The 13,233-nt window shown below is 63.4% G+C and carries 11 protein-coding genes; 3 read left to right on the top strand and 8 right to left on the bottom strand.

The window, feature by feature from the left end; genetic code table 11:
* Positions 1 to 137: 137 nt before the first annotated feature.
* The gene (locus tag EGH23_RS16095; RefSeq protein WP_220581012.1) at positions 138 to 1,226 is read right to left on the bottom strand and encodes a PLP-dependent cysteine synthase family protein; all 1,089 of its coding nucleotides are present in this window, start codon (positions 1,224 to 1,226) and stop codon (positions 138 to 140) included.
* A 740-nt stretch (positions 1,227 to 1,966) separates the two neighbouring features.
* Between EGH23_RS16095 and EGH23_RS16090 the strand changes: the two genes are divergently transcribed.
* On the top strand, positions 1,967 to 3,097 hold the full coding sequence (locus EGH23_RS16090; RefSeq protein ID WP_220581011.1) for a PfkB family carbohydrate kinase: 1,131 nt from the start codon (positions 1,967 to 1,969) through the stop codon (positions 3,095 to 3,097).
* A 121-nt stretch (positions 3,098 to 3,218) separates the two neighbouring features.
* Here the strand turns inward: EGH23_RS16090 and EGH23_RS16085 are convergent, their stop codons facing one another.
* From EGH23_RS16085 to EGH23_RS16070, 4 genes are all read right to left on the bottom strand, one after another.
* Complete coding sequence (locus EGH23_RS16085) at positions 3,219 to 4,256, bottom strand: ABC transporter permease (protein ID WP_236044878.1); 1,038 nt, start codon at positions 4,254 to 4,256, stop codon at positions 3,219 to 3,221.
* Positions 4,257 to 4,277: 21 nt separating this feature from the next.
* Positions 4,278 to 5,492: a sugar ABC transporter substrate-binding protein gene (locus EGH23_RS16080; protein ID WP_220581010.1), complete on the bottom strand. Its 1,215-nt coding sequence runs from the start codon at positions 5,490 to 5,492 to the stop codon at positions 4,278 to 4,280.
* 479 nt (positions 5,493 to 5,971) lie between these two features.
* Positions 5,972 to 6,802, bottom strand: coding sequence for an ATP-binding cassette domain-containing protein (locus EGH23_RS16075; protein ID WP_220581009.1), 831 nt, complete (start codon positions 6,800 to 6,802; stop codon positions 5,972 to 5,974).
* 139 nt (positions 6,803 to 6,941) lie between these two features.
* Positions 6,942 to 8,255: a nickel pincer cofactor-dependent isomerase, group 22 gene (locus EGH23_RS16070; protein WP_220581008.1), complete on the bottom strand. Its 1,314-nt coding sequence runs from the start codon at positions 8,253 to 8,255 to the stop codon at positions 6,942 to 6,944.
* Positions 8,256 to 8,413: 158 nt separating this feature from the next.
* Here EGH23_RS16070 and EGH23_RS16065 point away from each other — a divergent pair, with 158 nt between their 5' ends.
* Positions 8,414 to 9,682: a four-carbon acid sugar kinase family protein gene (locus EGH23_RS16065; RefSeq protein WP_220581007.1), complete on the top strand. Its 1,269-nt coding sequence runs from the start codon at positions 8,414 to 8,416 to the stop codon at positions 9,680 to 9,682.
* A complete protein-coding gene (gene pdxA / locus EGH23_RS16060; protein ID WP_220581006.1) occupies positions 9,675 to 10,670 on the top strand; it encodes a 4-hydroxythreonine-4-phosphate dehydrogenase PdxA in 996 nt (331 codons plus the stop codon). The genes EGH23_RS16065 and pdxA overlap by 8 nt, the downstream gene beginning before the upstream one ends.
* Before the next feature lie 69 nt (positions 10,671 to 10,739).
* Here pdxA and EGH23_RS16055 read toward each other — a convergent pair whose 3' ends face one another.
* The 3 genes from EGH23_RS16055 to EGH23_RS16045 form a co-directional block, all read right to left on the bottom strand.
* Positions 10,740 to 11,438: a cyclase family protein gene (locus tag EGH23_RS16055; protein WP_220581005.1), complete on the bottom strand. Its 699-nt coding sequence runs from the start codon at positions 11,436 to 11,438 to the stop codon at positions 10,740 to 10,742.
* 200 nt (positions 11,439 to 11,638) lie between these two features.
* Entirely contained in the window at positions 11,639 to 12,667 is a 1,029-nt protein-coding gene (locus EGH23_RS16050; RefSeq protein WP_220581004.1) for a zinc-dependent alcohol dehydrogenase family protein, read from the bottom strand.
* A 245-nt stretch (positions 12,668 to 12,912) separates the two neighbouring features.
* Positions 12,913 to 13,233 (bottom strand): TOBE domain-containing protein (locus EGH23_RS16045; RefSeq protein ID WP_220581003.1); only part of this gene is annotated, 321 nt, incomplete at its 5' end.

Raw genomic sequence — 13,233 nt, 5'->3', positions numbered from 1 at the left:
TCTACATGCGTAATCATCCGTATGTCTACATCTACGCGACATCTATGAGCGGAGACCAGAGAAACATCCGCGAAAGACAGTTATACGGATAGGAATCGGATACGATATCGGAGACGGCCCGCGAGTCGGCCTCTCGTCTACCACCCTTCGACGTCGTGGAAGTACTGCTCCGCGCCGTCGTGGACGACCGTGACGACCCGCGCATCGTCGTCCTCCTGCGTGATCGTCTGGGCGACTTCCATCGCCGCGCCGGAACTCAGCCCCATCAGCAGACCGTTGTCGGCGCTCTCGTGCTTCGAGCGGGAGATCGCCGTCGAGTCGGGCACCGTTCGAACGTCGTCGAGGGCAGCGAGGTTGCCCACGTCGGTCACGCGCCACTGTCCCAGTCCCTCGACGTCGACGTCGTACTGGCCGAGTTCGTTGTCGTGGAACGTCCGGTGGACGTTCGACTCCTCGCCGTCTACGCCCACCGTTCGAATCGCCGGTTCCCTCTCCTTCAGGTACTCGGCGACGCCGGTCATGAATCCGCACGTGCTGACGGCACCGACGACGTGCGTGACGCCTTCCCCCTCTATCTGGTCGTACAGCTCCGGTCCGGTCCACTCGTAGTGGACGTGGCGGTTGAGCGGCCGTTCGTACTGGTTGAGGTAGACGGCGTCGTGCTCGTCGGCGTAGCGGCGTGCGACCTTCTGGTAATAGAAGTGCTCTTCGTGGCCCACGTCCGGAGCGGTGACGACTTCGGCCCCGAGCGATTTGACGAAGCCCTGCTTGACGGGGCTGGTCGTCTCGCGCATGACGATCGTACAGGGATGTCCGAGGCGATTGGCGGCGAGCGCCACGCCGCCGGCCGTGTTGCCGGAACTGGCCTCGACGACGCGCTGACCCTCGTCGAGCTCGCCCATCTGTCGGAGCCCGAGTATCATTCCCGCACCGAGGCGGTCCTTGTGACTCAGCGTCGGGTTCTCGCGCTCCATCTTGCAGACGATCTGCTCGTTCTCGGGGTGGGGGACCAGCGGCGTGTTTCCGATCTCGCGGAGCACCGGGTCGCGGGCGATGCGGGGAAAGGGTACGTCGTCCGCTGCTTCTACGTCGAGAAAAGTAACGTCGAGATCGTCCTCGGGGTCTACGTCGGCGTCGGAGCGACGGCGGGCCTCCGAGGCGTGTCCCATCGTTTCGGCGGGGCTGCTGCCGTCCAGTACATCGTCGTACGAAGGCTCCTCACCCATCGTCAATAGACAGCCGTGGTCTCGGGATAAATTCTTGGGCCAAGTGACGATATAAAGTGTCCGACGAATAGTACGTCTGAGGGACACATACGGGGATAGCTATCTCTGTCTTCCGGACCTCCGCCCGTGAATCGCTCTTCCGATTTACTGATGATCGATCCTTCGCCGACGGTCGACTGTAGTTCGACTGCGGCGTCGTATCCTCGTTCGCGTCGTCCGCGGAAACGACGACGACGGCTGTCTACCACTATCCCGATTTAGATATGGGCATATGAATATAGACGAAATATAAGAACAAAACGCGGACAATATATCTGTATATATAAGAATATGCCTATTAGATATCATATCTGCAGATTTGGCGGAAGAAGTCGGTATACAATATCAAATATTCACTATTTAAACACAAAGTGACGATAAGTAGATATAGATGACTCGTGCCCCTGGTTCGGACTACCGAAATGTCGGTAGGTCTTCACACAGCATCGCGGCATAATCTTTTATATCATCCCCAGATGTAACGCTACACATGCGTCTGTTAGCAGCGTCTCGGGTACCGGCAGTACTCGAACTAAACCGACTCGACAGCGATCGACGTACTCCGTGTTGCCCGGTTGAACCCGAAGCATCGAGGCACCCCACAGAGCATCTCTCAGGGACAACAGAGAGCCCCTACGTCACCGTTTCTGCCCCGGAAGTGCTCCGGGTACGAACACAGGCAGCCGACGGAGTTGAAACGAATGTCGCCGACTAGCGATCCGGATCCACAGACGCGTGACGCGGTGGCGTCGTGCCGGGATCACCTCCCGACGGAACTGAGCGGCGGGAAGGTCGTGTTCGGCTTCGACGGGTTCGTCGATAACGTCCGACGAGCGGGAACGAACGCCGGTTCGTCGAGCGACGAACGCATCACGACGCTTCGCGAGTTCGGCGAGGAGATCGTTACGTCGGCGGCCGCCGACAGCTCGCTCGCCATCTCGTGGGAGCGCCACGGCCAGCGAACCGGAGGGCACGTCAGCCACCTGTCTCGCGCGTACCGGACCCTCGGGTTCGATCCGACGCTCGTCGGGATGTGCGGAGATCCGGTTCTGGACATCTTCGAGCGGGAATTCGAGGCGTGTACCGTGTACTCGCTGGGGGACCCGGGGATCACCGACGCCGTCGAATTCGACGACGGGAAGCTCATGCTGATGGAGAGCGGCGGTGCCGCGACGCTGGACTGGGAGACGATCGAGTCGCGCGTCGGTATCGAGACGCTGGTCGACGAACTCGATGGCGCGAGACTCCTCGGAATCGGTTACTGGGCGGTGATTCCCGAACTAGCGGGTATCATCGACGGACTTCGAGAGAAGGTCTTTCCGAAGCTCTCGGACCCGCCAGAGCACGTCTTGCTCGACCCCGCGGACATCCGGGAACTCGACGAGGAGGTACTGGAACCGATCCTCGCGGCGACGCGCCGTCTCGCAGAGGAGGTTGAGGTAACCGTCTCGGCGAACCGCTACGAGACGAAGGAGCTCGCGGCCGTCCTCGGCGCGCACACGAGCGAGGATATCGTCGCGGACGCTCGCGTCGCGTTCGACTCACTGGCCGTCGACCGGTTCGTCGGCCACAGCGTGACGGAGTCCGTGGTCGTAAGCGACGGAGGGACGACGAGCGTGAGCGTCACTCCCGTCGACTCTCCGGAGTTGACCACCAGTGCCGGCGACCACTTCAACGCGGGACTGTCCCTCGGTCTCGTCGAGGGCCTCCCGGAAGCGGCCGCCGTCGTGCTCGGCAACGCGCTCGCTCGCGAGTTCGTCCGGACCGGCGAGACGCCGTCCTACGACGACGTCGTCTCGGCCGTCACCAGTTACGACGCACAGTTCGAGTAGTACGCGAACCGTTTTTCAGTTGCCAACCTCGGCAGTAAGGTCGAACCCGGAGGGATGCGAAGGCGTATCGCGACCGAGAGTCGACACGGTCAGTTTCGGGAGAAAGATGTTTCGTCGGGGTTCAGAGGTCCGAGAGCAGTCGGCCCCGAAATCGCTGGACGAACGTGTACAGCAGGATCGCTGCGAAGAGGACGAGGCCGTTGATCGTCTGGACGATCTGCGGGTCGATGTTCAGCATCACGAGTCCGGCCGCGATGGTGCTGAGCAACAGAACCCCGCCGAGTGCGTTGAACACGTTACCTCGGCCTCCGAACAGGCTCACCCCACCGATAACGGCAGCGGTGAAGGCGGGGAACAGCTGTGCGGTTCCGAGCGTCGGCGTCGCCCCACCGTTGAACCCGGTCAGGAGCAGGCCCCCCGTCGCGGCCAGCATCCCCGACAGCACGAAAACGGCGATGACGATGCGGTCCGTGTCGATGCCGGCTTCGGCCGACGACTCTTCGTCGCCACCGACCGCGTACACTGCTCGCCCGAACCGAGTCTTCACCAGGACGAACCACACCGTGACGAAGAGTGCGAGCATGAAGAGGACGGCGACGGGAACCGACTGTGGGAGCAGTCCGCCGAGCGAGACGTCTTCACCGCCCAGCCAGAGGTAGCTAGCTGGGAGATCGTAGACGGATCGCGTCGACAGGACCAGGATCCCCCCCTCGAAGACGATGAGGGCCGACAGGGTCTGAAGGAACGGATTCACGTCGAACTTCGCGATGAAGAACCCGTTCAGGAAGCCGATCGCCCCGCCGACCGCGAGGACGATCAGGATGCCCGCGACTCCCGGAATCGCCGGGAACCAACTCGTGAGGGCCAGTGCGGTGAACATCGACGAGAACCCCGCGACGGACCCGACCGAGAGGTCGAAGTTCCCGCTGATGAGGCAGATGGCCTCCGCGAGAGTGATGGCCCCGAGTCCCGCACTCGTGTACAGCAGGAACTCGATGTTCCGGTACTGGGTGAATATCTCCGGGAGGAGGATCGAGAACACGATAAATGCCACTAACAGGATGGGCCAGATGAGATTGTCCAGCGCGAACAGCATCATCCGCGTCCGGTCCTCCTGGAGTTCAGAGATCGCCGAACTTACGTCAGATAGTGTACTCATCGTCTCTTCAGGTGATTTGGCTTAGTTCGACCCCTCGATCTCTCGGTAGACGTTACCGTAGAGGTAGGAGGCGTCGGCATTGTCCTGAGTAATCGTCGCGTGCTGACACTTCAGCCACGGCCACCACGTGGTGTCCTCGGCTTCGTACTCAGTCATCTCGGCAGGGCCCCAGAACTGCTCGGACCACGGCTGGATTCCCTCGACCGTCTTGTTCTGGATCGAGAGGCTCTCGCCGGGCGTGACCGTGTCTCCCACCTGTGGGAGTGCACTCTCTCCGTTCTCGAGATAGCCCCACATCAACTCGAGGGTCAGCGGTGCGTACATGTGAAGCGGCTGGTCGATCGCGAAGTCGTAGTACCCGCTCCCGATCCGCTTGTTGAGTTCGGGACCGCCGTCGATACCGAAGGCCATGACGTGGTCCTCGCTGTCTTTCTTGTGGTACATGTCCATCTGCTTGAGCGCCGTCAGGGCACCCATTCCACTGCCGACGTTGTTGGAGTAGATGGCGTCGACGTCGGGGTTGGCCTGCAGCGCACTCTGTGTCTGTGGGGCAGAGTCCTCGGGCGTCCCGTCGCTCTCGATTCGGTTGACGACTTCGACGCTGTCCGGGATGTTCTCGGTGAACCCGAACAGGCGCGCCTGACTCGTCGTGGATTCGAAATTGAAGACGCTCGTGATGACCTTCGGGTTCTCGATACCCTTCTCGTCGATCATTTCTGTGAACCGTTCACCAGCGACCTGCCCGCCGGCGTACTGACCGAAGAGGGCACCCATGAGGATGTCCTCCGACAGCGTCGCGGTGTCGAAGTTCATCACTGGGATGTCGTCCTCGGTCGCCGCCTCGACGATCTTTCTCGACGCCTTGGCGTCGAAGGGGTTCAGCAGAATCCCGTCGAGTCCCTGGTTGATCGCGTTGATCGCGTCTTGGGTCTGCTTCGAAGCGTCGAATTCGGCATCCAGAATCGTAATCTCAACGTCGTCCCTGTCTCTGGTGTACCACTTCGCGGCCTGGCCTTGCACGAACAGGCCGGCCTGCCCCATCGACTTCGTCGAAACCGCGAACCGCTGGGTGTCGCCGCTCGAACCGTCACTGCTGCCGTCGCCTGTCGAAGTGCCGTCACTAGAACCGCCGTCGCTGCCACCTGACTGGTCACCGTCTCCGCCGCCCGAACATCCGGCGAGACCGGCGATACCTGCCGCTCCGACTGCTCGAACAAGGTTGCGTCTACTAATCATGGTCTTTGATTGAGTTCCAACCCTACCTCTCGAGTAATGGTACTTAAGGGTTTCGCCAAAGCGGCCAGCGAGGTCGAGGCACGATAGGAGAGTATCACAGTCTTGGGAGACTTACGGGTCCTCGTTCGCGTGCACAACCGGGTTCTCCAGTTCACAGTCGTCCGAGAAGTTAGCCAAATGACATCGTGAGTCAGCGGTCGTGGTGCGGCCGAAGAGCCCGCGACCACGGGACAGCAGACGAGAGATAGAGGATCCCGTGCCGTCCTAGAGACCGGAGCTGAGCCCCCTGAACGACGTCAATCGGCGTCGAAAAGACCCCTACGAGTGACTTGATGAGGGGACTCGACGCGGAGCACGGTAGATAAAGCGATTGAAGCTGAGGCATTAGAGTTCCAGAGAACGATGGGGAACGTGGCGTCGGGTGAGATGTACGCCACTGCGCTGGGACGGGACAGAACTACCTTCTCACCCGATAGAACTCAGGCTGTGGACGAACGCGACGAGGATATGTCCGATCCATCGCCGGCCAGTTCGTCGTCTGCGTCCTCGTTGGCGCGGTGCCCGGAGACCATCATGCTGACCACGTCGTCGCGGGTGACGTCCGCGGCGTCGACCACGTCGACGATTCGGCCCTGAAAGAGCACCGCGACGCGGTCGCTCATGGACAGGACTTCCTCGAGGTTGTGGTCGATGAGGATGACCGAGTGGCCGCTATCGCGCAATCGTTCTACGAGTTCTTCGACGTGTTCGACGGCTGCCTTAGAGAGCGCCGACGTCGGCTCGTCGAGCAGGACGATATCCGGGTCGGTAACCAGAGCGCGTCCGATAGCGACTGCCTGTCGTTCCCCACCGGAGAGGAATTCGACCGGCGTGTCCGGGTCGACGTGGATGTTGAGGTGCTCGCTCAGGATGCGCTCGGCCTCCTCGGCCATGTACTCCTGATCGACGACTGGGACGAGTCCGCCGACCTTTCTCACCGGCATTCGGCCGAGGAACAGGTTCTCCGCGACGGAGAGTTCGTCGACGAGCGCGAGGTCCTGATACACCGTCCCGACCCCGAGCTTTCGGGCGTGTTTCGGGCCGTCGATGGTGACCGGTTCACCGTTGAACCGTATCTCGCCGCCATCCGGTTGGTGGATGCCGACGAGCATCTTGATGAGCGTCGACTTGCCGGCGCCGTTGTCGCCGACGAGCGAGAGGACTTCGTTGTCTTTGAGCGCGAGAGAAACGTCCGAGAGCGCCTCGACGGTGCCAAAGCGCTTCTTGACGTGTTCCACTTCGATCCGTGGCTGTGAACTGTCTGTGGTCATGGCTGGTGGTTATGTATGAGTCGGCCTGACACCATATCTCCACTACCAATATAAATAAATTTTGGTGATGGAGTACGCGCCCCGTCCGCGGCGTCATCACTCCGGGGGTACGCCGCGGCCGTCGATGGACCGTCTGGCCTCACTCCCAGGACATCGCGAGCTCGCCGTGCTCGTCGAACTGCCACGGTTCGTCTCCGTGGATCTGGACGTCGTCCCGGTCGGCGAGTTCTTCGGCGACCGGTTCGGATACCCACAGTTCTCCGGGTTCCATCGTGTTCTCGATACGGGCGATTCGGAGATCGCCCGCGCCGGCGACGCCGGTCATCGACGCCGAGAGCACGAACGCCGTCGCGTCGCTCGGGACGACGAAGGGTAGCTTCGCCCGGTTCGGTTCGCCGCTGGTCACGATGTTGACGTACGTGTCCTCGAAGTCGACGGTCGACGCGAGATCTTGGTGAACGAGGTCGGCGAGACCCATCCCGAGGGCGTTTCCGTGTGACGCCGGTGTCAGCGACCGCACGTAGATCCGGGTGATCGACGGCTCGTCGACCTCCGCCTGATTGTGGAACCGGACTCGGCCGATAACGTTCGTATCGAGTCCGGTCCCGCTGATCTCCTTGCCCATCGCGTCGACGACGAGCAAATCGAGGTCGTCGACCGGGAGTTCGGGGAAGAACTCCTTCGAGCGCTCCAGCAGCCTCGGCTCCTCCACTAAGAGATCGGCGGCGGAGACGCCGTGGATCTCGGCCGCCTGTTCCGCGGCGTTCTCGATGATGCCCACGCCGCCGATTATCGGTGTCTCTTCGATCAGGATGCCGGCCCACTCCGGGATTACCTCGTGGAATCCGCGTTCGAGCGCGGCGTTGTGCATGTTGTCGGCGCCGCGCTGTTTGCCCAGGCCGACGACGGCCATCTTACAGAGCCCGCTCTCGACGTCGCCCTCGAAGTCCGTGTGGAGTTTGACGCGGTTGACGAGCAGGACCGCGTCGGCTTCGAGCGCGTCTTCGGCGGCGTACACCGGCCGATCGGTCGAGTCGGTTCCGACCTGTTCGACGGCGAGCGAGGACCGGATCTCGCACCCGAGTCGCTCGGACGTGATACCGAGCGTCGCGAGCGTCTCGCGCTGGCCCTCGGGGGTCGCTCCGCCGTGGCTGCCCATCGCGGGGAAGACGAACGGTTCGAGGCCCCGAGACTGTAGTTCCGCAACGGTCGCTTCGAGGACTTCCGGGAGAACCTCGATACCTCTGCTCCCGGCGGTGATGCCGACGGTGCTCCCCGGTTCCAGGTCGTCGAGTTCGGGGATATCTGTCACGGCGTCTATCGAGGCTTCCGTGACGTCGGGGACGGTAGGGTGATCCCGGGTGCGACTGACACGGTAGGCGCGGGGCAGGTCGGCCACGTCGGCGTCGTTGGCGGCCTCCAAACGGTCACGGTCCGGAAACTCGAACTCCATGGATACGCGTACTAAAGCCCATCTGGACCTTATGTGTTGTCCCTTTCGCGCAGCCGTCGGTTCCCGTGCGAATGTTTCTTTACGGAGCGCCGCGCCATACGGACCATGGACGCTCACGTTCAAGCCCAGCGTACGCGATTACGGAGAGGGATTCGCCGATGACCCGCTGTCTCGTCGTCGCGGACGATCTGACCGGGAGTTGCGACGCCGGTCACGAGTTCGCGACGCGCGGCTACGACACCAGCGTCGTGCTCTCTGCACAGACTGACACGACGACACGGGGTGACGTTGCGGTGTATAACACCGAGTCACGCTACGAGGAACCCGCTGTCGCCGCCGACCGCGTTCGGGCGGTTCTCCAAGACGCCGACCCCTCGGTCGCGTTCAAGAAGGTCGATTCGACGCTTCGCGGCAACGTCCGCGCGGAGATCGACGCCGCGACGCGAGCGACCGCCCCCGCCCTCGTCGTCGTCGCGCCGGCGTTTCCGGACAACGGACGGCTGACAGCCTGTGGGTATCACCTCGTCGACGGTCAGTTAGTGACCGACTCGCCGCCCGGCAACGACGAGGAACGACCACCCACACACGACTCGCTTCCCGAACTCTTCGCGTCGAGTGAGTATCCCGTCGAACGGATCGGTGTCGACACCGTCGCTCGCGGCACGGCCGCCGTACGCGAGGCCTTCGAGTCGGCGACCTCGACGGACGGACCTGTCATCGTCACCTGCGACGCCGTCACGGACAGCCACCTCGCGGCTATCGCCACGGCGGCTGATAGCCTCTCCGGGCGATGTCTATACGTCGGTAGCGGTGGTCTCGCACGCCACGTCGCCGTCCCGGGGACGCCGTCGGGAGCGGGAATCGACGTCGACCCGACCCGGCCCGTAGTCGGCGTCTCGGGGAGCGTCGCACCGGAGACGCTCGAACAGCTCGAAGCGGTGCCACAGGGCCAGCGGCGACATCTCGACGTCGAGACGGCGGTCACGGACCCGTCTGGTGCGGGGGCCGAACTGGCGTCCCGTGGAATCACTGCCGTCGGCGAACACGGGGGCGTGCTACTCCACAGCGCCGACGAACGCGGCGACGTCGACCGGGCGATGGCGGCCGGTGAGCGAGCGGGCGTCGACGGAGCGACGGTGCGACGGCGGATCACGGACGCGCTCGCTGCGGGCGCGGCTGAGGTCGCCGGTGACGGCTTGGCGTCGAACCTCTTTCTCACCGGCGGGGAGACCGCTCGGGCGGTTCTCGACGGCCTCGACGCGACGGCGCTCCGCATGGCCGGCGAAAGCGTCGCTCCGGGAATACCGCTCGCGACCGTCGAAGGGGGCGTCGCAGACGGGGCGGCGGCTGTCACGAAAGCCGGCGGCTTCGGAGACGAGCAGGCAATAATTAAGTCCCTCGCTCGTCTCGGTCTTCGTGATGAGTGATCGAACTCCCACCGTAGGCGTTACCATGGGTGACCCCGCGGGCATCGGAAGCGAAGTCATCGTCAAGTCGTACCCGACGCTGGTCGAGACGGCGACCGTCGTCGTCATCGGCGACGCGTCCGTCTTGGAGGACGCGGCGGAGCGGTTCGCGTCCGGCCTCACCGTCCGTCGCGTCGACTCGCCGCTCGAGGCGGAGGCTGACCCTGAGACGCTGCCGGTAATCGACCTCGACAACGTGTCTGACCACGAGTACGGAGAACTCTCGCAAGCGAACGGCGCGGCGAGCCTCGAGTACGTCGAGCGGGCTATCGAACTGGCACAGGCCGGCGAGATCGACGCGATAACCACCGCCCCCATCAACAAGCAGGCGACCCGGATGGCCGGGAGCGAGTACGCGGGCCACACGGGGATGCTCGCGGACTACACGGGGACCGACGACTACTCGATGATGCTGATCGAGGACGACCTGACGGTGACGCACGTCAGTACGCACATCCCGTTGCGGGAGGCCTGCGACCTCGACGTCGACGACGTCGCGTCGACGATTTCCGTCACGGACGAAGCGCTACGCGACCTCGGTATCGACGACCCCTCCGTCGCCGTCGCGGGGTTGAATCCGCACGCGAGCGACGGTGGCCTCCTCGGCGACGAGGAAGCCGAGGTCATCGAACCGGCGGTCGACCGGGCGGCCGAGACGGACGTCGACGTGACCGGTCCTCTGCCACCGGACACGGTCTACGTTCGAGCCGCGTCGGGCGAGTTCGACTGCGTCGTCTCCATGTATCACGACCAGGGCCACATCCCGATCAAGATGCTCGGCTTCACCGGCGACGGCGACGCGGTGAGCGGCGTCAACGTCACCATCGGACTCCCGATCGTCCGGACGAGCGTCGACCACGGCACCGCCTTCGACATCGCCGGCGAAGGGGTCGCCTCCGAACAGAGCATGATCGACGCGGTATCGACGGCCGTCAGACTCGCCCGATAGACGCGGTTCCCTTCTGTCACCTCTGTCCTATCGCGCTGTCACCTCCGGCGCGGACGCTCGCTCGGCTGACTACACCAGCGCGAAGGCGCGAACCGAACACCCGCCCGCCCCCTGGACGTTGAGCGGCGGGAAGAAGAAGTCCGCGCGCCGACTCTCCGCGCCGTCGAGGACCTGGTCGAGATTCCGCAACTCCTCGATGGGGATGACGTCGTTCTCGAGCAGGGGCAGATGCGAGTCGGCCGGGTGGACGTCGGTCGACGGGCCGTGAGCCGGCACCTCGTCGTACCAGCCGCCGACGCTCGCTCCCTCCGTCCCGACCGCCTTCGGGTCGAGCGAGACGACGTACTCCGCGGCCTCGCCGGTCAGATAGGGGAACTCGAAGAGGTACTCGGGCGTCTGCCCGTAGTGCTCGTCCCAGCCGGTGTGGAGCATCACCACGTCGCCGGGCCGGATATCCGACTCGTAGGCCTCGATATCGGCGCGGGTAATCGCCTCTTCGGGCTCTTTCGGCGTCAGGTCGATCACCACGCCCTCGCCCATGAACCGCTCGATGGAGAAGTCGTCGACGGTCTTGCCCTCCGGGATGAAGTGCGCCGGAGCGTCGATGTGGGTCGCCGTGTGGCTCCGCATCTCCAGTCGCTCCATGGTGAACCCGTCGCGTGCGGCGAGAGCGGTCTGTTCGAGTTCGACCGGCGGAAAACTCGGCCATACGGGGATCTGCTCACTGATCGGGTTGGACAGTTCGACGACTTCCTTCGAATCGAACATGATAGAGTCGACAGTCCACTAAAAAATAAGCATTGTGCTCGCTCGGATGCGAGACCGACGTTCGCACTGCAGCCTGGGATCCGGGGATTCTGTCACCGCTACTCCTCCGTAGATGCTACTCGTGAGCGACCGATCGGGTCCGCTTCCCGATAACGTGATCGCCAACGCGCGGAATTCCACCGATTTCGACCCGCGAGCCGCTATCTCCCGTTGGGATAGATCATCTTCTTGAGTCCCTCGTTGTTCTCCATCTGATCGAAGGCGGTTTGGAGCCCGTCGAGTCCGAGCTCGTCGGTGACGAGTCGCTCCGTCTCGATCCGGTCGCCTTGCAGCAGCGTCACCGCGCGTGAGAAGGTGTTTTGCGTGAGTGCGAACACGCCAACCATCTCGAGCTCTCGGTAGTAGAGTTCGAACGGGTCGATCTTGATGCTCTCGTTCTGTGGCGGCACGCCGAACACGAGCGTCGTTCCACCGGGTGACGTGAGCGAATGCGCCTCTTCAATCGTCGCCGGAAGCCCGACGGCCTCGACGGCGACGTCGACTCGGTCGACCAGTTCGTCGACCTGGTCCGCTAGTGATTCCGCTGTCGGGTCGACGACGTAGTCAGCGCCCAACTGGGTCGCGATCTCTCGACGCTCGTCGACGATTTCGGAGACGATGATCGTCCCCGCTCCGCTCGCGCGAAACGCTTGGAGCAAGAGCAGCCCTATCGGTCCGGCACCCACGATCACGATGGTGTCACCGCTCTCGATGTCGGCCCGGTCGACCCCGTGAATGCAGCAGGCGAGCGGTTCCGCGAAGGCGGCTGCCGAGTACGAGAGGTCGCCGATGTCCTGGAGACACTGGGCGGGTGCACGCAGATACTCCGCGAACGCGCCGTCGAGTATCTCGTCGCCCGCGCCGCCCATCGAGACCGTGTTCTCACAGAGGTTCTGTTTTCCCTCCTTACAGAAGTCGCATTCGCCGCAGGGGATCCCCGGGAAGACCGCGACCCGGTCGCCCTCCTCGAAGTTCGAGACGCCGTCACCGGTGGCGACCACTTCGCCCGCACTCTCGTGACCGGGGACCACGGGGAACTCCGCCGGGAACGTCCCGTGATACAGGTGATAGTCGGTCATGCACACGCCACACGCCCCGATCTCGACGATTACGTCGTCATCTCCGGGACTCGGGCGCTCTCGATCCGAAACTGTGACCTCTCGCTGGTCGGTCAGTACTGCGCTCTTCATACTGAGATCGAGTGAAACGTGGCCGTGATTGATTATAAAGATACCGGCAAAGCTCGGGTATTTCTATTACGGACGGACGAGCGGCGGGATACTTACTACGTCCTCGCTGCCAGCGTGCGAGACTGACCGCTCGAATATCGCCGTTTTCGGCAGCAGCGGTGGACAACAGACGTGATTCGCCGACGACTCGGTTCGGTGCTCCGAGTCTTCGAAGAGCCGGTCGACAGCAGCCCGGCACGACCGGCTCAGTCCGAGGAACTGACCGTCTGCATCCGCTCTTCGAGGGCGACTTCGGCCCGTTCGTCGAGCTTGCGCTGGTGGATGGTCTCACCGGACTGAGCGTCGAAGAGGTGGACGTCGTCGTCGGGTATCTCGACGTAGACCTCCGACCCCTCGCTGATGGGGCGCTGGCCGTCCGTCTCCGCGATGAACGTCTGTTCGTGGTCCTGCTGTCTCGGTTGCAGGTAGACGTAGGAGATGCTGCCCATCGGTTCGACGACGTCGACGACGGCCTCGAACTCGTGGCCGCCGGTCGGGTCGTCGTGGAGCGTCAGGTCCTCCGGGCG

This window comes from Haloarcula nitratireducens, assembly GCF_019599505.1.
Note: the sequence above shows the minus strand (reverse complement) of the source record. Positions and strands in the feature narration are given on the sequence as shown.